19 protein-coding genes and 1 riboswitch are annotated in these 19,187 nt (G+C 63.9%); of the genes, 12 read left to right on the forward strand and 7 right to left on the reverse strand.

Annotated elements, in window-relative coordinates; translation table 11 throughout:
- Positions 1 to 12: 12 nt before the first annotated feature.
- From ACOIX3_RS30760 to ACOIX3_RS30770, 3 genes are all read right to left on the reverse strand, one after another.
- Complete coding sequence (locus ACOIX3_RS30760; protein WP_420965715.1) at positions 13 to 3,081, reverse strand: alpha-mannosidase; 3,069 nt, start codon at positions 3,079 to 3,081, stop codon at positions 13 to 15.
- A 229-nt stretch (positions 3,082 to 3,310) separates the two neighbouring features.
- On the reverse strand, positions 3,311 to 3,847 hold the full coding sequence (locus tag ACOIX3_RS30765) for a PRC-barrel domain-containing protein (RefSeq protein WP_420965716.1): 537 nt from the start codon (positions 3,845 to 3,847) through the stop codon (positions 3,311 to 3,313).
- Between the two features lie 372 nt (positions 3,848 to 4,219).
- Positions 4,220 to 4,597 (reverse strand): PRC-barrel domain-containing protein, encoded by a 378-nt coding sequence (locus ACOIX3_RS30770; RefSeq protein ID WP_342727561.1) that lies wholly within the window; start codon positions 4,595 to 4,597, stop codon positions 4,220 to 4,222.
- Positions 4,598 to 4,885: 288 nt separating this feature from the next.
- On the opposite strand from ACOIX3_RS30770, the gene ACOIX3_RS30775 reads away from it, so the two are divergent.
- Positions 4,886 to 5,623: a response regulator gene (locus tag ACOIX3_RS30775; protein ID WP_092115996.1), complete on the forward strand. Its 738-nt coding sequence runs from the start codon at positions 4,886 to 4,888 to the stop codon at positions 5,621 to 5,623.
- A 2-nt stretch (positions 5,624 to 5,625) separates the two neighbouring features.
- Positions 5,626 to 6,981 (forward strand): ATP-binding protein, encoded by a 1,356-nt coding sequence (locus tag ACOIX3_RS30780; RefSeq protein WP_420965718.1) that lies wholly within the window; start codon positions 5,626 to 5,628, stop codon positions 6,979 to 6,981.
- Between the two features lie 29 nt (positions 6,982 to 7,010).
- Here ACOIX3_RS30780 and ACOIX3_RS30785 read toward each other — a convergent pair whose 3' ends face one another.
- The gene (locus ACOIX3_RS30785; RefSeq protein WP_050403193.1) at positions 7,011 to 7,205 is read right to left on the reverse strand and encodes a hypothetical protein; all 195 of its coding nucleotides are present in this window, start codon (positions 7,203 to 7,205) and stop codon (positions 7,011 to 7,013) included.
- Positions 7,206 to 7,582: 377 nt separating this feature from the next.
- On the opposite strand from ACOIX3_RS30785, the gene ACOIX3_RS30790 reads away from it, so the two are divergent.
- The 8 genes from ACOIX3_RS30790 to ACOIX3_RS30825 all read left to right on the forward strand — a co-directional run bounded on the left by ACOIX3_RS30790 (position 7,583) and on the right by ACOIX3_RS30825 (position 14,822).
- Positions 7,583 to 8,110 carry a transglycosylase SLT domain-containing protein gene (locus ACOIX3_RS30790; RefSeq protein ID WP_420965719.1) on the forward strand — a complete coding sequence of 176 codons (528 nt, stop codon included), beginning with the start codon at positions 7,583 to 7,585 and terminating at the stop codon, positions 8,108 to 8,110.
- Between the two features lie 198 nt (positions 8,111 to 8,308).
- A riboswitch (TPP riboswitch) is annotated at positions 8,309 to 8,452 on the forward strand.
- Entirely contained in the window at positions 8,440 to 9,453 is a 1,014-nt protein-coding gene (locus ACOIX3_RS30795; RefSeq protein WP_420965721.1) for an FAD-dependent oxidoreductase, read from the forward strand. It overlaps the preceding riboswitch by 13 nt.
- Positions 9,444 to 9,641 (forward strand): sulfur carrier protein ThiS, encoded by a 198-nt coding sequence (gene thiS / locus ACOIX3_RS30800; RefSeq protein ID WP_420965722.1) that lies wholly within the window; start codon positions 9,444 to 9,446, stop codon positions 9,639 to 9,641. The genes ACOIX3_RS30795 and thiS overlap by 10 nt, the downstream gene beginning before the upstream one ends.
- 186 nt (positions 9,642 to 9,827) lie before the next feature.
- Complete coding sequence (locus ACOIX3_RS30805) at positions 9,828 to 10,610, forward strand: thiazole synthase (protein WP_420965723.1); 783 nt, start codon at positions 9,828 to 9,830, stop codon at positions 10,608 to 10,610.
- On the forward strand, positions 10,597 to 11,205 hold the full coding sequence (locus tag ACOIX3_RS30810) for a thiamine phosphate synthase (RefSeq protein ID WP_420965725.1): 609 nt from the start codon (positions 10,597 to 10,599) through the stop codon (positions 11,203 to 11,205). The genes ACOIX3_RS30805 and ACOIX3_RS30810 overlap by 14 nt, the downstream gene beginning before the upstream one ends.
- Positions 11,206 to 11,368: 163 nt before the next feature.
- Positions 11,369 to 13,267 (forward strand): phosphomethylpyrimidine synthase ThiC, encoded by a 1,899-nt coding sequence (gene thiC / locus ACOIX3_RS30815; protein ID WP_420965726.1) that lies wholly within the window; start codon positions 11,369 to 11,371, stop codon positions 13,265 to 13,267.
- A 168-nt stretch (positions 13,268 to 13,435) separates the two neighbouring features.
- A complete protein-coding gene (locus ACOIX3_RS30820; RefSeq protein ID WP_420965727.1) occupies positions 13,436 to 14,131 on the forward strand; it encodes a hypothetical protein in 696 nt (231 codons plus the stop codon).
- A gap of 88 nt (positions 14,132 to 14,219) precedes the next feature.
- Positions 14,220 to 14,822 carry a hypothetical protein gene (locus ACOIX3_RS30825; protein WP_420965728.1) on the forward strand — a complete coding sequence of 201 codons (603 nt, stop codon included), beginning with the start codon at positions 14,220 to 14,222 and terminating at the stop codon, positions 14,820 to 14,822.
- A 39-nt stretch (positions 14,823 to 14,861) separates the two neighbouring features.
- Here the strand turns inward: ACOIX3_RS30825 and ACOIX3_RS30830 are convergent, their stop codons facing one another.
- Positions 14,862 to 16,583, reverse strand: coding sequence for a flavin-containing monooxygenase (locus tag ACOIX3_RS30830; protein ID WP_420965729.1), 1,722 nt, complete (start codon positions 16,581 to 16,583; stop codon positions 14,862 to 14,864).
- Between the two features lie 166 nt (positions 16,584 to 16,749).
- Here ACOIX3_RS30830 and ACOIX3_RS30835 point away from each other — a divergent pair, with 166 nt between their 5' ends.
- On the forward strand, positions 16,750 to 17,145 hold the full coding sequence (locus tag ACOIX3_RS30835) for a hypothetical protein (protein WP_420965730.1): 396 nt from the start codon (positions 16,750 to 16,752) through the stop codon (positions 17,143 to 17,145).
- A 262-nt stretch (positions 17,146 to 17,407) separates the two neighbouring features.
- Here ACOIX3_RS30835 and ACOIX3_RS30840 read toward each other — a convergent pair whose 3' ends face one another.
- Complete coding sequence (locus tag ACOIX3_RS30840) at positions 17,408 to 17,953, reverse strand: phosphohydrolase (RefSeq protein WP_420971831.1); 546 nt, start codon at positions 17,951 to 17,953, stop codon at positions 17,408 to 17,410.
- A gap of 46 nt (positions 17,954 to 17,999) precedes the next feature.
- Between ACOIX3_RS30840 and ACOIX3_RS30845 the strand changes: the two genes are divergently transcribed.
- Positions 18,000 to 18,515, forward strand: a complete 516-nt coding sequence (locus tag ACOIX3_RS30845; RefSeq protein WP_420965731.1) for a mismatch-specific DNA-glycosylase — start codon at positions 18,000 to 18,002, stop codon at positions 18,513 to 18,515.
- A gap of 126 nt (positions 18,516 to 18,641) precedes the next feature.
- On the opposite strand, the gene ACOIX3_RS30850 is transcribed toward ACOIX3_RS30845, so the two are convergent.
- A complete protein-coding gene (locus tag ACOIX3_RS30850; RefSeq protein WP_050403182.1) occupies positions 18,642 to 19,076 on the reverse strand; it encodes a hypothetical protein in 435 nt (144 codons plus the stop codon).
- Positions 19,077 to 19,187: the final 111 nt, after the last annotated feature.

Here is a 19,187-nt window from a genome sequence, read left to right on the forward strand (position 1 = left end):
AGCGCGCCTGCATCACTGCCGGAAAACCCGCAGCGTCACGATCTGGAACGGCCGCAGTGACAAACGGCAGCTCCGCGCTTCGGTCGGAATGGCCGCGATGCGATCTTCCAGCGTGTTGCTGATCCACACCGACGAGATGTCGGCGCCGAAATCGAGCGTCGCGGCGGCGCGGACGCCTGCACTCTCGTAGAGCCGCACCACCCAGCCTTCGCCATCCTCGGCGGGTTTGATCGTATCGACGATCACGTTGGCCGGCGCCGCGGTCAGGAACGACTGCCGCAGCGGCGCATGCGGCTGCCCCTTGGCCCAGAGCATCGGACGCTCAAAGCACAAAGCGCGCCCGACCGTGTCGGCCGTGCGCCAATCACCCTGGTGGGGATAGATCGCATAGCGCATCCGGTGACGTCCGATATCGGCCTGTGGATCAGGCAACTCGGAGCCGCGCAGCAGCGTCAGCGCGAGCTGGTTGCCAAACGCCGAATAGCCATGACGGCAATCGCTGAACAACGACACGCCGAAATCCGGCTCGGCGAGATCGGCCCAGCGATGACCTGGCACTTCATACTTGGCCGCATCGGCATCCGTGTTGGCATGCGTCGGCCGCTCGGTTGCGCCGAACATCGTCTCATAGGTCGCGTTCGATGCGCGGCAGGCCACGGGGAACATGATCTTCAGTGTCGTCTTGCGCTCCTGCCAATCGACCGTCGTCTCGAATTCGAGACGATCAGCGCCGGCATCGAGACGGATCACCTGGGAGAGCCCGCTCGCGCGTCCGAGCGAGCGCTCGAAACGAAGCTCACCACGCAGTCCGCTATCCGACAGCACCTCGCAACTCACCTCCCCTGCCGCGTCGCGCGCGGTCTCCAGCGCGAACGGATCGATATCCCATGCCTCGAAATCGAGCGGCCTGTCATCGAGCAGCAGCAAGCGCGCAGCCGGTGATGCGAACGTCTCGCGCCCGGTCGAGACATGCAGCAGCGATCGGACAAGCCCGGTGCGATCAATTCGCGCCGTCAGCCGCGCATTCGACAGCACGAAGCCGTCTGGATCGGGGTAGACGGCAACGCGCTCTTCGGTCGTCGTGATTTCTCCAGCCGCAAACGGCGCGGCGACAACATGGCGCAGCACTCCATCGGGATCGGACATCACCTCGGCGCGGGCCCGGCCCAGCGTATTGATTGGCGTCCAGCCGGCGGCGTCGAGATCGCAGAGCGTCGCCAGCACGGCTTGCGTGCGGCGCCTGGCCTCCTCCTCAACGCCGGCGAGTTCGACCTCCGCCCGCTCATAGACCTCGCGAATGCTGCTGCCGGGGATGATGTCGTGGAACTGGTTGACCAGCAGCGTGCGCCACAGATCTTCGATCTCCTGCGCGGACGGCGCCGGTTGCTGCCAGGCCGCAGCGACCGCGGCCACGAATTCGAGTGCCTGAAGGCCGGCCTCGCAGGCGCGGTTGAGGCGCTTGGTCTCGGCCTGCGTGGTGTAGGTGCCGCGATGATATTCGAGATAGAGCTCGCCCTCGATCGTCGCCAGATCCTGCGCTGACATCGCCAGGCGGTCGAAGAATTCGTCGGCGGTGCGGATTTGAATCCGCGGCAGGCCCTGCAGATCCTTCATCCGCCGCAACGCCTCGAGCATCGTCTCATCGGCGCCGCCACCGCCGTCGCCATATCCGAACAGGTAGAGCGCGTCGGGCGATCGATCGGCGTCCTTGTAATTGGAGGCGTGATAGCGGAGTTCGGCAAGCTGCACCGATCCGTTGTAGGTGTCCGCCGGCGGGAAATGTGCCAGCACGGTGCTGCCGTCCAGTCCACGCCAATGGAAGCTGTGATGCGGCGGCGTGGTGAACCTGTTCCACGACAGCTTCTGGGTGAGAAAGCGCGACATCCCCGCCGACTGCATCAGTTGCGGCAACTGGGCGTCGTAGCCGAACACGTCGGGATTCCAGAACACGGTGGAGCGCGCGCCAAACACGCGCTCGAAGTAGCGTTGGCCATAGAGGAACTGCCGGCAGATCGACTCGCCCCATGGCAGGTTGCAGTCCGGTTCGATCCAGCTGCCGCCGACTGGAATCCACTGCCCGGCCGCGGCCTTGGCGCGGATTCGCGCGAACAGGTCGGGGTCGTTCTCCTCGATCACAGCGTACTGATAGGCCTGCGAGCAGGCGAACTTGAAATCGGGATAGCGGTCCATCAGCGCGACAGCCGTGGAGAAGCTGCGTTGCGCCTTGCGGCGGGTTTCCGCCAGCGGCCACAGCCACGCGGTGTCGAGATGGGCGTGGCCGATCGCCGACATCTCGTGGGCAATGGTGCCGTTGCGCGCCGCCAGCAAGGTGGTGAGGATCTCCCGTGCCGCCGGCCAGGTCACGCGATCGTCGGGATCGGCGATGTTGCAAACGCGGTTGAGATCGTGCAGCAGGCGTCCCGCCCAGGTCCGATCCAGCGCCGGCTGCGCGGTTTCGCCAACAGCTCCGTACGACCTGCTCTTTATCGTGGGATCCCGATCGGCCTCGAGCTGGCGAAGCACTTCGTAGTCGAAATAGAACGCGGAAGCCTCGGGGTCGAAGCGGCGCAATTCGCACGCCGCCAGCGCGTAGGCTTGCGGGTCGTTCCAGAACGCACCGAACAGGCCGTTGCAGGCAATTTCCACATGGAAGCTGACGGTCTCTCCGCCGCGCGCCGACTGAACGAGCGGCGCGGTGTGACGGCCGGGGTTGAGGCCTTGCGACGAGCGGCCGTCGAGCCAAAGCAGCGCTTCCGAGCGGCTGTCCCAATAGAGATCGACGCGCGAGCCGGCCCAGGCTTCCGGTACGACCGCCACGACCCGCACCCAGTAGGTCGCCCAGAGCGGCCCCAGCGTCTCGCCCAATGCGACCGGCCGGTAATCGAGCTCGAGGGCTTCCGCAAGGCTGATCCGCTCAGTGGGACCGGCGATTTCGAGCGAGGTGACCGGCGCGCGGTCGGCGTGCATCTTCTGTTGCAGCCGCTCGGCAAAGCTTTCCAACCGGCGCCGCGTGTATTGCGGGTAGCGGCCGCGAATCCTGGCTACCGCGGGATTGTCGCTCTCTCGATCGGTTTCATTCATCGGGTTCTTCAGCCAGTTGACGAAAGAGTACCTAAGCGCAATTCAAGGATTGATAATAGCAATGGCGTCTCGCCGACCTCACCTTACCAAAGGTGCACGGGCGCGATATCCAAAACTGCTTCCTGCCTACTCGTTTCCCTACTCTCGACCGGGGCCTTTATCCGCAAGTCAACAAAAAGCGCGCCCGGCAGTACCGGGCGCGCTGGTCTCTTGCAGGACGCGATGTGCGTTACTCGGTCGCGTATTTGAACTCGGGCATCGCCTTCAGCTCATCCTTGCTCGCATTGTACACCGCGTGATCGGGATACCAGGGATTCGGCTTCGCCGCTGCCGCCGCAGGTGCCGCGCCCGTGGTGGTTGGCGGCGTCTTGGCCGTACCGCCGGCGTTACCGCCGGTGTTCGATGCACCGGTATAGGCGATCGGCTCACTGACGAACTTCACCTTGTCGAACGGCACGGCGACCAGATGCTCGCCGACGCCAAGGAAGCCGCCGACGCCGATCACGACCGCCTTGATGGAGCCGCCCTTGTCCATCAGGAGATCATTGATCGAACCGACGCTCTCGTTATTGTCGTTGTAGACACTGAGGCCGGCGACCTTCGACGCGCGCCAGTTACCTTGATACGAGGTGGCAGACGTGGTCGACGTTGTCGTCGACGCCGCAGGTGACATCTTGTCGCCCTTGTCGGTGGGTGTCTGTGCAATCGCGACGGTTGCAAGCAGGGCGGAGCCGGCCACGCCGGCGATGATGGATTTGACCAACATTGTTGCGCTCTCCTCGGTTCGCAAAATCGATGCTGGGAAAACCCGTGATGTCCGCGACCGTTCCTAATGAACCTGCGCTCAAAAGCCGCCCTAATGCTTGGGAACGCCATGCCGGGAACGCCGTGGAAGCGACGCGGCAAGCCAGAGGGTTGCGCAACGCATGGAACGTTGCGGTCCTTGACGAGAGCAATCGTGATCTCTCAAGTAGGCTGCGGTTGAGCCTCACGACTGCGCCGGACGCGCAGTCCCTGATGTGACGATGTTTGGCTCACTAAGTCGTCCCGGCGAACCGCGCCTGGCCAAAATCATCCGCACGCGCATGTCGCAGCGCGCCCCGCGCCACGGAAGCTGATCGAGCGCGACGTGTTGCGCTCAGAAGCCGCCCCAATAAGGCGGCACGCCGTAGAAGCGATGCAGCTCGACTTCCTGCGAGCGGTCGCCCCAATCGAAATCCTTGTCGGCGCGGAACGACGGCGCGCGCTTCAACTCGTCATCCTCGATGTCGAGCTCATAGGCCTCGAACTTCGGATTGTAGTGCAGCCGTCCCCACGGCAGCGGAAGCAGATTGGTCCCGATACCGAGGAAGCCACCGAAGCTCAGCACCGCGTACGACACCTTGCCCGAGATCTTGTCGATCATCAGCCGCTCGATATGGCCGATCATGTCGCCATTGGCGCGGCGCACCGCCGTGCCCTCGACGCGATCGCTTGCAATGAGCTGATGCGGCCTTGCCCTGACCTCGACAGCCATCTCACCCTCCTGGCCTGAAAGAGAAACAACGCATCGCCTGGGGAACGGGTTCCGGCGCTGGATATGACAGCCGCCCTTCCCTTTTCCCGGCTACCGTGGCGCCGCGGCACCGACGTGCGGCATCGGAGACTTCCGCCCGTTATTTCAACGGATTAGGCTTGATGACAGAACGCTAACTTTTCTCAACAGCGCCGACCTGTTAACTCGTTATGCCGGGCAAGATTCCAGAAATGCACTGAAACAAAATTCCTGAGCCGCTTCCCCCGAATCACGGACAAAAGAGTCGGTATGACCCAGGCTGCGCCCAATATCCTCGTCGTCGAGGACGACCGCGAAACGCGGTCTCTCATCGCAAAATATCTCCGCACCAATTCCTGCAATGTCACGACCGCCTCCGACGGCCGCGAAATGGCCAAGGCCATGACCGATCACCGCGTGGATTTGCTGGTGCTCGACGTCATGCTGCCGGGCGAGGACGGCCTCAGCCTGTGCCGCAAGGTGCGCGCGGAGTCGCAGACGCCGATCATCATGCTGACCGCGCGCGGCGAGGACGTCGACCGCATCCTCGGCCTCGAGATGGGCGCCGACGATTATTTGGCCAAGCCGTTCAACCCGCGCGAGCTGCTGGCGCGGATCAACGCGGTGCTGCGCCGGCAGGCTGCCGCGCGCAACGCCAGCGCGATCGAGGGGGCGACCACGCTGACCTTCCTCGGCTGGCGCATCGACATCCGCCTGCGCGAGCTGCGCAACCCCGAAGGCGCACGTGTTGCAATGACCAGCGCCGAATTCGACCTGCTGCGCACCTTCTGCGAACGGCCCGGCCGCGTGCTGTCGCGCGACAGCCTGCTCGACCTGACGCAGGGCCGCAGCGCCGGCTCGTTCGAGCGTTCGATCGACGTCTTGGTCAGCCGTATCCGACGCAAGATCGAGCCCGATCCGCAGGAAGCCACCATGATCAAGACGGTGCGGTCCGGCGGCTATGTGTTCACTCCGAGGGTGGAGGCGGTTGCCGCCACGAGCAACTGACCATGAAGCTGCTGCGCGTGCTGAGTCTGCGGGGGATCGGCGCCCAGATGGCGGCGCTGGTCGTCGTCTCGATCGTCACGCTGCACCTGATCATCACCGCCACCTTCCTGATCCATCGCCCGGACCGGCCGGAGCCGTCCGACCGCTGGCACACCCAGCTCGCCGCCGCCGCACAACTGCTCGGGCACGCCCCGGCGTCGGAGCGGCCGCGGCTCCAGGCCGACGTCATCAGGGCCTTCCCGCAGCTTGCGATCGCTGACTTCACGTCCGATACCAGCGCCCTCACCGAGACCGATTCGCCGAGCCTGCACGCGCTGCGCCGGCTCGGCGCCGGCTATCGCGTCTTCGAGCTGCCGCGCGAGGCGGGGACCACGCCGCATGACGGCGAGATCCGCCGCGTCGCGATCCGCCTGCCCGACGGCAGCATATTCGCCGCGAACCTGATGCCGGACCAGCACATGCGGCCGTTCTGGGGCGGGCCGTGGATGATGACGGTATTGTTCGCCGTCATCAGCGTCACCCTGCTCGGCCTGTGGGCGGCATGGGCGCTGACGGCGCCACTGTCATCCTTCGTCAAGGCCGCGGAGACCTTCAGCCTGAACGGCGCTGCCGCGCCGCTGCCCGAACGCGGCCCCGAGGAGATCCGCTCGCTGGCCAAGGCGCTGAACCGGATGCGCGAGCGCATCACGGCATTGATCGACGACCGCACCAAGATGCTGGCCGCGATCAGCCACGACCTGCGCACGCCGATCACGCGGATGCGGCTGCGCGCCGAATTCATCGAGGACGAGACCCATCGCCACCGCATGCTGCGCGACCTCGACCAGATGCGCTCGATGCTGGAATCGGTGCTGTCGTTCCTGCGCAACGACCGCAAGCTCGAGGAGATGACGCTGGTCGACATCGCGAGCACGCTGCACCTCGTCACCGACCAGTTCGCCGACATGGGACACAAGGTCAGCTACGAGGGGCCGCAGCACGCGATGGCGACCGCGCGGCCGGCCGACCTGCATCGCAGCATCACCAATCTGGTCGACAATGCCGTGCGCTTCGGCGGCGAAGTCGCCGTTCGCCTCGACGTCAAGCCGGATCGCCTCGTCATCGACATCGAGGATGACGGCCCCGGCATTTCGGACGCGCACAAGGCAAGCGTGCTGGAGCCGTTCGTGCGCGGCGACCAGGCGCGCAACATGGATGAGGCCGAAGGCTTCGGCCTTGGCCTGTCGATCGCCAACGCCATCGTGCTCGCGCATGGCGGCACGCTGTCGCTGCACGATCGCAAGCCGCACGGGCTGGTGGTCCGGATCGAGCTGCCGGCGCGGCAGCAGCAATTGCAGCCGCGGAAATCCGCGGCCTGATCAGACCGATTTGATCGGCAGCAAGCGCGTCAGGCGGCGAGCGGCGTGAGCTGCGCCGTGTCGTAGATCGCGATCGCCTCGAAGCGGTAATTGCAGGCGCGGCAATTCCACAGGAACGACGTGCGCCCCTCGCTGTGCTCCACCCAATCGGGCCGGGCAATCGGCTTGCCGCATTGCGCGCAGGGATTTTCGCGAGGCATGTAGCCGGTGTCCTGTCGGACCATGGCGCATCTCCCGAATGTTGTTTCTTGCGTGCTTTTGAATGGACAGACGTGCTGACTCAACACGCTCCCTGTCGCTGACGAGTGTAAACCTTCATCGCGTCGTTTGCACGACAATCCGCTGTGGATAGTGTGCGGCAAAAGGCGGCCAAGAAAATCGTAGAAGAAAATCGGACGCAAAAACAATTTTCGGCTGAGACGATTGAAGCAAACAATTTGAAGCATCTGTCTGCGCAAGCGCATCGCCCGCTTCACCCGCACCCGGACGATCGCGGACGCAGAACGTTCGCTGATGCGAAGGTTTTGCCACATTCCTGCCCGCTCGCCGTACCAATGAGACCGCAGAACCGACGCGCGTTTGATCACCCGGGCGACCCGAGATGAAGACCCTTCAGAGCCTTAGCTGCCTTGCCGCCGCGATTGCGGTGCTGGCGTCCTGCGCCGGTGCGCATGCACAATCGCGGGCGCAATATGAGGCGATGGTGGCGGCGGAGGCCCAGGCCAATTTGGTGCCGGAAGAGCTGGTGCATCGCGTCATCGTCCGCGAGAGCAAGTACCATCCGCAGCTGATCGGGCGCGGCGGCGCCATCGGGATGATGCAGATCAAGCTCGCGACCGCCCGCGGGGTCGGCTACACCGGTACCGCCGAAGGTCTGCGCGACGCCGCGACCAACCTCAAATACGGCGTCAAATACCTCGCGGGCGCCTATCGCGCCGCCAATGGGGATTTCGACCGAGCCGTGCGTTATTTTGCTGGCGGCTATTACTATGTCGCAAAGCGGCAGCGCGGCGGTCACCTCAAGGAGGCGATCCATGGCGGCGCGGGTGCGCCGCCGAAGGCGCTCGCCAAGCAAGAGCAAATGTCGGCCGAGACCGCCGAGCCGAAGCCAGAACAGGCTTCCAAATAGCTGCTTGCGTGGCCGGACGCGGTGCAGCCCGCAAGCGTTGCTCCGCAGAGCCGGGACCTCCGTTTCGAGAGAATGGCCCCCGGCTCGGCAGCGCACCGCTGTCGCGCGGTACTGCGTCCGGGGCACGCGCGCTCTGCGCATGCCGCGGCACAGGTCCTGGCATACAAGTTGACACATCCGCCCATCAGCCTACATTAGGGGCGTTCCGAGGGGTGCTCCGAAGGAGGAGCTGAGATACCGCAAGCTTGGACTTCGCCATCACGGCGATCAGTTCGGGACCGCGGTGACCCTTTGAACCTGATCCGGGTCATGCCGGCGAAGGGACAGGGATGTATCAGACGTCACAACCGCGGGGGGATTCCCCCGTCTCCATCATCGGCGCAGGCATAACCGGCGCCTGGCATGCGTTGTTGCTCGCAGAGGCCGGACGTGCCGTCACCCTGCATGAGCGCAGTGACGCTGCGATGACGCAATCCACAAGCTACTTCGCCGGCGGCATGCTGGCGCCGTGGTGCGAGGAGGAGGCCGCCGAGCCGGTGATCACCCGTCTCGGTATTCGCTCGCTCGACCTGTGGCGACGGCATTTTCCGGAAACGGCGTTCAGCGGCTCGCTGGTGGTGGCGCATCCGCGCGACCGCGCCGATTTCGAGCGCTTCGCCCGCCTCACGTCAGGTTATCGCCGGCTCGACGCCGACGGCGTCCGCGAACTCGAACCGTCGCTCGAGGGCCGCTTCGGTAGTGGCCTGTTCTATCCCGAAGAGGGCCATGTCGAGCCGCGCCGCGTGCTGCCGCGGCTGCATGCCGCGATCGCCAAGGCCGGCGGCGCCATCAAGTTCGGCAGCGACGTCGAGGCGGATGATCTCGACGGCCTCGTGATCGACTGCCGCGGTCTTGCCGGGCGCGACCGCGAGCCGAGCTTGCGCGGCGTCAAGGGCGAGATGATCGTCATCGAGACCGCCGAGGTCGAATTGTTGCGCCCGGTGCGGCTGATCCATCCGCGCTGGCCGCTTTACGTGATCCCGCGCGGCGACGGCCGCTTCATGCTGGGCGCGACCTCGATCGAGGCCGAGGACAACGGCGTCAGCGTGCGCTCGGCGCTGGAGCTGTTAGGGGCCGCCTATGTGGTGCATCCGGCGTTCGGCGAGGCGCGCATCGTCGAATTCGGCGCCGGCCTGCGCCCGGCGTTTCCGGACAATCTGCCCAAGATCAAAATCGAGCAGGAACGCATCACGGTGAACGGACTCTACCGTCACGGCTTCCTGCTGGCACCGGCGCTGGCCGAGCTGACGCTCGCCTTTCTTTCGCGCGGCGAAATCGACAATGAGGTGATGCAATGCGCGTGATGATCAACGGCGAGCAGCGGGAGATCGCGGCTTCCAGCGTCGATGCGCTGCTCGCCGAGCTCGACTACGAGGGAACGCATTTCGCGATCGCAGTGAATTACGACGTGGTGCCGAAGGGCCGCTGGGCCGAGACCCATCTCAAGGCCGGCGACGAGATCGAGATCATCACGCCGCGGCAGGGAGGGTGATGATGGCTAGCGCACACTCCCTCCTCCCGTCGTCCCTGCGAAAGCAGGGACCCATAACCACGACCGGTTATTGTCTGAAAGAACGTCGCCCAGCGTGCCCCATTGAAGGGCCGCGGCGTATGGGTCCCGGCCTTCGCCGGGACGACGAGCTGAGTATGGGGCTGAGAGCGGAGAGACACTGACACCATGGTCACCTTCTACGGCAAATCCTTCCCGTCCCGCCTCTTGATCGGCACCGCGCTGTATGCCTCGCCCGCGATCATGCAGGGCGCGATCCGCGCCTCGGGCGCCAGCATCGTTACCGTATCGCTCCGCCGAGAAGCGGCGGGCGGCAAGACCGGTGATGCGTTCTGGGCGCTGATCCGCGAGCTCGGCGTCACCGTGCTGCCGAACACCGCGGGCTGCCGCAGCGTGCGCGAGGCGGTCACCACCGCAAAGCTCGCGCGCGAATTGTTCGGCACGCCCTGGATCAAGCTCGAGGTGGTCGCCGACAACGACACGCTGCAGCCCGACGTGGTTGGCCTGGTCGAGGCCGCCACCATCCTGATCAAGGACGGCTTTGAAGTGTTCCCCTATTGCACCGAGGATCTCTCGGTCGCTTCGCGCCTGGTCGAGGCCGGCTGCAAGGTGGTGATGCCGTGGGCAGCGCCAATCGGCAGCGCGAAGGGCATCACCAACCGCGATGCCTTGAGGCTTTTGCGCGACCGCCTGCCCGACATCACGCTGGTGGTCGACGCGGGCTTGGGTGCGCCGTCGCATGCCGCGGAAGCGCTCGAGCTCGGCTACGACGCCGTGCTGCTCAACACCGCGGTGGCGAAAGCCGCCGATCCGGTTGCGATGGCCAACGCCTTCCGGCTCGGCGTCGAAGCCGGCCGCACCGCCTATGAAGCCGGGCTGATGGAAGCCCGCGACTTCGCCTCCCCCTCCACCCCTGTCGTTGGGACCCCGTTCTGGCATGCCGTATCCTGATCCGTTCTATCCCGTCGTCGACAGCATCGAATGGGTCGAGCGACTGACCAAGCTCGGCGTCGGCACCATCCAGCTGCGCGCGAAAGAGCTCGACGATGCCGAGGCGCTGCAGATCGTCACCGACGCGCTGGCGGTGACCAGGGGCACGGGCACAAAACTCGTCGTCAACGATTATTGGCGCGCGGCTGTTGTCGCCGGTGCCGAGCATCTGCATCTCGGCCAGGAAGACCTCGCCGACGCCGACCTCTCTGAAATCCGCAAGGCAAAACTCACGCTCGGCGTCTCCACCCATGACGATGCCGAGCTCGCGACCGCGCTCGCGGCCAAGCCCGACTACGTCGCGCTCGGCCCGATCTTCTTCACCACGCTGAAGTCGATGCGGTTCGCGCCGCAGGGCATTCCGAAGATCACCGAGTGGAAGAAGCGCATCGGCGCGATCCCCCTTGTCGCGATCGGCGGCATCAAGTTCGAGCACGCCGCCGAGATTTTCGCCGCCGGCGCCGATTCGATCGCCGTCGTCAGCGACGTCACCCAGAACGCCGACCCCGACGCACGGGTGCGGCAGTGGCTCGGCCTCCGTGCGGAGGCCGCGTGATGCTGGGTATTGCACCCTATTCGACCCGTCACCCTGAGGAGCGCGGCACGCGCGTCTCGAAGGGTCGACGGCCCGGCTCGTTCATCCTTCGAGACGCGCTTCGCGCTCCTGAGGATGACGAGAACCACGACATTCACGCACACGAATTAAACCGGAGGATCCCATGAACATCCGCTCCAACCCCGACACCACGCTCCCCGCCGTCACCACCGGCTCGCTGCCCTCCTCGCGCAAGATCTTTGCGACCCCGGAGGCCGCGCCCGACATCCGCGTGCCGCTGCGCGAGATCATCCTGTCCGAGGGTGCCGGCGAGCCGAACCTGCCGGTCTATGACACCTCCGGCCCCTACACCGATCCGGCCGTGACGATCGATGTCAACAGCGGCCTGCCGCGCAATCGGCTCGCCTGGGTCAAGGAGCGCGGCGGCGTCGAGGAGTATGTCGGCCGCGACATCAAGCCGGAGGACAACGGCAATGTCGGCGCATCGCACGCCGCCAAGGCGTTCACCGCGCACCACAAGCCGCTGCGCGGCCTTGACGGCCACAAGATCACGCAGCTCGAGTTCGCCCGCGCCGGCATCATCACCAAGGAGATGATCTACGTCGCCGAGCGCGAGAATCTCGGCCGCAAGCAGCAGCTCGAGCGTGCTGAGGCCGCCCTCGCCGACGGCGAAAGTTTTGGCGCTGCGGTGCCGGCCTTCATCACGCCGGAATTCGTCCGCAGCGAGATCGCGCGCGGCCGCGCCATCATTCCATCGAACATCAACCATGCCGAGCTCGAGCCGATGATCATCGGCCGCGACTTCCTCACCAAGATCAACGCCAATATCGGCAACTCGGCGGTGACCTCGTCGGTCGAGGAAGAGGTCGACAAGATGGTGTGGGCGATCCGCTGGGGCGCCGACACCGTGATGGACCTCTCGACGGGGCGCAACATTCACACCACCCGCGAATGGATTTTGCGCAACTCGCCGGTGCCGATCGGCACCGTGCCGATCTACCAGGCGCTGGAGAAGTGCGAAGGCGATCCCGTCAAGCTGACCTGGGAGCTCTACAAGGACACCCTGATCGAGCAGTGCGAACAGGGCGTCGACTATTTCACGATCCACGCCGGCGTGCGGCTGTCCTACATCCACCTCACCGCCAACCGCGTCACCGGCATCGTGTCGCGCGGCGGCTCGATCATGGCGAAGTGGTGTCTCGCACATCACAAGGAGAGCTTCCTCTACACCCATTTCGACGAGATCTGCGACCTCATGCGCAAGTATGACGTCTCGTTCTCGCTCGGCGACGGCCTGCGCCCCGGCTCGATCGCCGACGCCAACGACCGCGCGCAGTTCGCCGAACTCGAGACGCTCGGCGAATTGACAAAAATCGCCTGGGACAAGGGCTGCCAGGTCATGATCGAGGGCCCCGGCCACGTGCCGATGCACAAGATCAAGATCAACATGGACAAGCAGCTCAAGGAATGCGGCGAGGCGCCGTTTTATACTCTCGGGCCGCTGACCACAGACATCGCGCCGGGCTATGACCACATCACCTCGGGCATTGGTGCCGCGATGATCGGCTGGTTCGGCTGCGCGATGCTCTGCTACGTCACGCCGAAAGAGCATCTCGGCCTGCCCGACCGCAACGACGTCAAGGTTGGCGTCATCACCTACAAGATCGCGGCCCACGCGTCTGATCTGGCCAAGGGCCATCCCGCCGCACAGCTGCGCGACGATGCGCTGTCGCGTGCCCGCTTCGACTTCCGGTGGCAGGACCAGTTCAACCTCGGCCTCGACCCCGAGACCGCGAAGAACTTCCACGACGAGACCCTGCCGAAGGAAGCCCACAAGGTCGCGCATTTCTGCTCGATGTGCGGCCCCAAGTTCTGCTCGATGAAGATCACCCAGGACGTCCGCGACTACGCCGCGACGCTCAACGATCCAACCGGCGTCGGGGCGTCGATCTCAGGCACCATCGAGGACGGCATGGCGACGATGAGCGCCAAGTTCAAGGAGATGGGCGAGAACCTGTATCTCGATGCGGAGAAGGTGAAGGAGAGCAATCGGGTGCTGTGAGAAGACGCCCTCGCCGCTCGTCATGCCCGGGCTTGACCCGGGCATCCATTAGAGAATGAGAAGCCGGGCGAAAGCCCGGCTTTCTGTTGCGGATATAGACTACTTAAGATAGTACGTAATTCTCGTGATTACCCTTCGTTTGAAAATCTATTTTGAAAGACCATTTCGATGACGAATCGAAAGCTTACTGTGCGCCTCCTGATCGCTGCGATCGCGGTCATAGTGATCTTGGCCGTTTCGTTTGCAGAATATTTCACGAGAGACCCGAGCAACAAGACAACCTTTGTCGGAAGTAACGCGACTCTCTTTGCGCTACTAGTTGCCGCCTACCTGACATACGTCTTTCAGCAGCGTGGCAAGTTTGTCGACGAATTGCGCGGTTGGTGGAATGAGATCGTCGAAGCGAAATCTGCCTTCTTCATCTATTGCGACAAGGAAAATCCGACAGAAGACGAATACTTGAGAGGATTTTATGCGCTCTCCACCTCCATGGATACGCTCCGTCTCATCTACTGCAACGTTGGGCGAGCGCAAGAGAACTCCAAAGGATACTATCCATTCGAGCAGGTCCGGGACATCATGGACGTCGCGCGATCCGTCGCACACAAGAGAAAACCAACGCAAGAAGCGCGATCGGACGCCAAACAGGCGATCAGTCTGATCTTTCAATCCCTAAGACACGCGATTCAAGCCGAAGCAAACGCATCGATGCCGGATGATCCAACCCTCTTTAGCAGCGACTATCGAGCTAAGTACTTGGCTGAAATCAAACAAGAGATCGGGCTCGATATTACGAAGATCAGAGAATTCAACAAGAAGGAGGACTATTCTTCTCGCCGTGAGAAACAAGCGAACGTCGTGTGAGCGCACTAGGTCGTGAGCGTGACTGTACATGCCGCTCCCTTAGAAGAACTATCACCCGCTAGCGATTCAAGCATTCTGTAGGTCGAAAGTGCTTCCGGTCAGCAAAGACATACTCAATACAGTTGCATTCTTTCAAACAACGTTCTCGATCGTCATAGCTCTCTCCATTGGTGAGGCGTTTAAGCAATTTGTGGCTGATAAGGCCGATAAACCCGAAGACCGAGCCATCCATTGGGACCGGTTACCCGCGCTTTTGGCCTTTCTGCTCTTGGCCCTCCCATTTTTTCACGGAATGAATCGCTATTTCTTCCTAGCCTATACGAACGCAGATACAGTTCCGCAAACATACGGGCTCTATCTCATATTTGATGGGATATCGTTCATGTCTATGTCAGCCCTGTTCTTCGCTATGTCGCGATCACTACCAGCTGTCCAATGGCGACGTTTCTTTTGCCTCACGCTGCTGTTACTTTTCGTCGATTCTGTCTGGATTGCGGTGGCTGTAGAATCTAGAGGATTCCCAGTCCTTCTTTGGCAAGTCTTGAATGCCATACTTGCTATAACGTTGGTTGCTCTACTTGCGCGAGATCCCGAAAAGCCGGCTCTGTTCGTCACCGCCTGCGCATTCACCACGGCCGCAACCACCACCGTCAGCTACATCGCTAAATGGGCCGTTTTCTTTCCCCATTAGCTGGCGAAACAGAGAGCAACCGGACGAACCAAGCGACATCTAGACCTTTGTTTCCGTCCCATGCTTACGGAGTTCGCGGTTGCCTCCCCGGTCTACGCCGACGCGCTTGTGACGATCGCCAGCGCCGCCACGCGAGCTGCCGCTAAACTCAATCTCCCGATACCCCTCCGCCGCCACGCCGTTGATGATCCCCAGGAACTTCGGCGTCCCACCGTTGTAGACGAAGTAGCGCACCGTCCCCTCCTCATGGCCGGGGACGTTGGAGTTGTAGCCGGTGAACCAGCCCTTGGCTTTGCGCATCAGCATGATCTCGTACATTTTCGCGACATGCGCGGTCCAACGCTCCTGCGCTTCCAACGTGGCGTCGGCGCGGGTCAGGCCGCGGTCCCACATGTATTGCAGGAGATTGGTGCACCAGTTGACGCCGTTCTCGATGCCGCGCGGGAAGTTGGTCGAGGCCGACGCGCTTTGCGGGCCGGTCGGCATCAACAGGTTCGGGAAATCGTGGACCATCATGCCGAGGAAGGTCGACGGCGCGTGCTTCCATTTGTCGGCGAGCTTTTCGCCGCCGATGCCTGATATGTCGATCAGATCATAGGCGCCGGTGATGGCGTCGAAGCCGGTGGCGTAGACGATGATGTCGAAGTCGTAGTCGCGCTCGGTGGTGCGCAGGCCGCTCTCGGTGACGCGCACCAGCGGCGTCTCGCTGAGATCGACGAGATGCACGTTGTCGCGATTGTACGCCTCGAAATACCGGGTCTCCAGCGGCAGGCGCTGCACGCCGAAGCCGTGATCCCGCGGGATCAGTTTCTCGGCGACCTTCTGATCGTTGACGCGGCGGCGGATGCGACCTGCGATGTATTCCGACAGCTCCGCATTGGCGGCCTCATCCATGAAGATCTCGCGGAAATTCGCGAGCCAGATGCCGAAGCCGGGCTCGTCGTAGAGCCTGTCCCACAGCGCAAGGCGCTCCTCGCGGCTCACCTCGTAGAAGCCGCGCTTGTCGGGGCCGTGCACGAAGCTGCCGGGCGTCAGCGCGCAGGCGGCGAAGATCTCGTCATAGCGCGCGCGGATGTCGGCCATCTCGGCCTCCGAGATCTCGGAGTTATTCAGCGGCGCGCTCCAGTTCGGCCGGCGCTGGAACACGGTGAGCTCACCGACCTTGTCGGCGATCTCGCCGATCACCTGAATGCCGGTCGCGCCGGTGCCGATCACCGCGACCTTCTTGCCCGCGAGATCGACCGGCTCATGCGGCCAGTAATAGGTGTGAAACGAGCGGCCCTTGAAGTCGGAGACGCCGGGCACGCGCGGCATGGTCGGCGCCGAGAGCAGCCCGATCCCCAGCACGACGAAGCGGCAGGTCAGCTCGCGACCGTCGCTGATCCTGAGCTGCCAGAGATCGCGCGTCGCGTCGAACTGCATCGCCTCGACCTTGCAGCCAAACTGCATGTGCCGGCGCAGGTCGAACTTGTCGGCGACGTAGTTGAGGTAGCGCAGATTCTCGGGCTGGCCGGAGAAGCGCTCCTTCCAGTGCCACTCGTCGAGCAGCTCGCGCGAGAACGAGAAGCCGTAAGTGTAGCTTTCGGAATCGAAGCGGCAGCCCGGATAGCGGTTCCAGTACCAGGTGCCGCCGAGATCAGGCGCGGCTTCGAGCACGGTGGCGTCGATGCCGAGATCGGCGAGCCGCTTGATCTGGTAGATGCCGGCGACGCCGGCGCCGACCACGATCACCTCGTAATGGGTCTTCGGCTCTCCCGTCATGTCCTGCTCCCAAAATTCTTCTTGATCTGTTGGGCTGGATTACAGACCCTTTTGCCTGATCAGGCAACCGGGCGCGACGTGCGAAGCGGTCACGTAACTTGCGTTGAGGCGCTGCCTGCACCACATCGATCACTGCAATTCGACGCGCGCAATCCGGACGAGCGACATGGACGACAATCTGACCGGCGTCTGGGACGGCAGCTATGTTCAGCCGAGCGGCATGGTCACGTTCCTGGCGACGCTGATCGACGCCGGCGGCGCGATCGGCGGCAGCGTGACCGAACCATGCGTTGCGCCCGGCTGCCCGATCAGCACGCACAATGCCTCGCTCTCGGGTCACCGCTCCGGCAGCGCGGTGACGTTCGTCAAGCGCTACGAACCATCGGGCTACGGCTATGACACCGTCCACTATGAAGGCGCTGTCAATGCCGACGCGACGGAGATCGACGGCCGCTGGAGCATCCGCGGCACGGCGTTCTCGGGACGGTTCTTGATGGTGCGCTCGAGCCGGCCGGCGCAAGCGGTGGCGGCGGAAGACGAGATCAAGGAGCCGGTGCGTTAGCGCCTGATGAGATCAGGGCAATCGAGCCGCGACCTCGCCCTGCTTTCGGCAGGCAATCGCATATGGCTACGGACCTGTCCCGTAGCGCGGGGTGAGGCGCGCCTGCGTCATTTCGGAATAATAGAATAGTGCGACTGATTTGCCCGACATGTCAAGTGGCCGCGTCGAATGCCGGCACGCCGCCGGCTACTGTGCATGGGGTTGTTTTCGATATTTTGGCAATGCGCCCCTGCGGAGGCAGGCCATATGCGGTTGGAGCCACTCACCCCAGCGCCGCGATCTCACGCGCGAGGTTGTCGCGGGCGCGGCGGTCATAGATCGCGTCGAAACCGGCATCGGGGAAGATCACCTGGCGTGCAGCGAAGTGGCGAAGCACCTTGGCGCGGCCGGCGCGATAGTCGGCATCGGCGACATGGATGAACTCCTGCCGGATCGCCGCGGCATAGGCATCGTAGCGCGCGGGCTCGGCGCCGAGAATGCTGAGGTCGATCGAGATCAGGATCGCGCCGAGGCGATCGCCGATTTGGACATCGTGCGTCTTCGTCAGACGGATCAGGCGGCCGACCTCGCCGCCGATCCCGGCGCGAACGTGTTGTTCGGCGAGCTGCGCGCTGCGCTCCTCATTGTCCGGCCGGGTCGGATCGTAGACGACATCGTGCCACCAGATCGCTTCCGACAGGATCTCGTGCTCGGCCGCGGAAAGCCCGTCGACACGCGCGAGCGCCGCGAGGCTGTCCTCGATATGCGCGAGGTTGTGATAGTGGCGGCCGGGCGCCGTGTAGGCGGCGACCAATTCTTCGCGGGTCATCGCCGAGGTATATGACGGGAGCGACGGAAATGGTAGCGGTCGGGTCATGCCCGACAGCGACACTCACCGCCTCCCCGACCAGCTCCGCGCCGAACTGCGGCTGGTGTTCGTCGGCACCGCGGCCAGCACGCGCTCGGCCGCGGTCGGGCATTACTACGCGCATCCCGGCAACCGCTTCTGGCGCGCGCTGCATGAGGCCGGCGTCACGCCGCGGCTTTATCGGCCGGACGAGTTCGCGGCACTGCTCGAACTCGGCATCGGCTTCACCGATCTCTCCAAGACCGGCGCCGGGATGGATCACGAGATCGCGCGGGGCTCGTTCGATGTCGCGGGCTTCAGGACGAAGATCGCGAAGGTTCGGCCGAAGACCATCGCTTTCACCAGCAGGAAGGCGGCGAGCCTGTTTTACGACAAGCCGACCAGCGCGCTTGTGCTCGGCCGGCAGCCGGCCGTGAGCGGTTTTCCAGATGTGTTCGTGCTGCCGTCGCCATCGGGTGCGGCCTCGGGGCACTGGACGTTGCAGCCGTGGCGTGAGCTGGCGCAGTGGATCGCAGGTTTGTAGGGTGGGTAGAGCGCCTTGTCCGCCGTAGCTCAACGAGCGAAGGCGGAAGCGTAACCTGCCATCTTCAATCGCGGATATAAGTCGGTGGGTTACGCCTTCGGCCAACCCACCCTACGCACCGCGCCCTTACTCCTTCAACGTGATCGCAAGCCCGCTGAGATCGACATTGGCCATCAGCCCGATCTGCTTGCCGCTCAATTCGAGCACCGCGCCGTTCTGGTTGGTCAAGAGGATGCCGCGCACGCCGGCGCCGAGCGCAACGCCCATGCCCGCGGCGGCATAGACGCCGGCGATATCCTGGGCGCGGCGGATGTTGCGCACCCGCCCCTGCAACGTGGTCTGGGAGCCGCCGAACACGAGGCCGTAATCCAGCCCGCCCGCCGTGAGCCCGTAGGTCTGCCCGTGGAAGGTCAGAACGCCCTTGCCGGCGGAGCCGCCGAAGATCCAGCCGCCCTTGAAGATGACCAGCGTCACCGCGCCCTCGTCGGCCAGTGCAGCAGACGATCCGGTGAGCAGCGCCAGCGCGAACAGCACGGCGCGGGCGGCGGATGACAATCTCATGGGGAGTTCTCCGGACGAAGTGAAGCGAATCGCGGCAATCCAATCGGGCGGCGGCACGTCGAAATGCCGGCAAAACACGCGGGATTGCGCTTGTTCCTGTTGTTGCGGAGT

Origin of the sequence: Bradyrhizobium sp. B120 (genome assembly GCF_049075665.1) — a bacterium.
Taxonomy (GTDB): Bacteria; Pseudomonadota; Alphaproteobacteria; order Rhizobiales; family Xanthobacteraceae; genus Bradyrhizobium.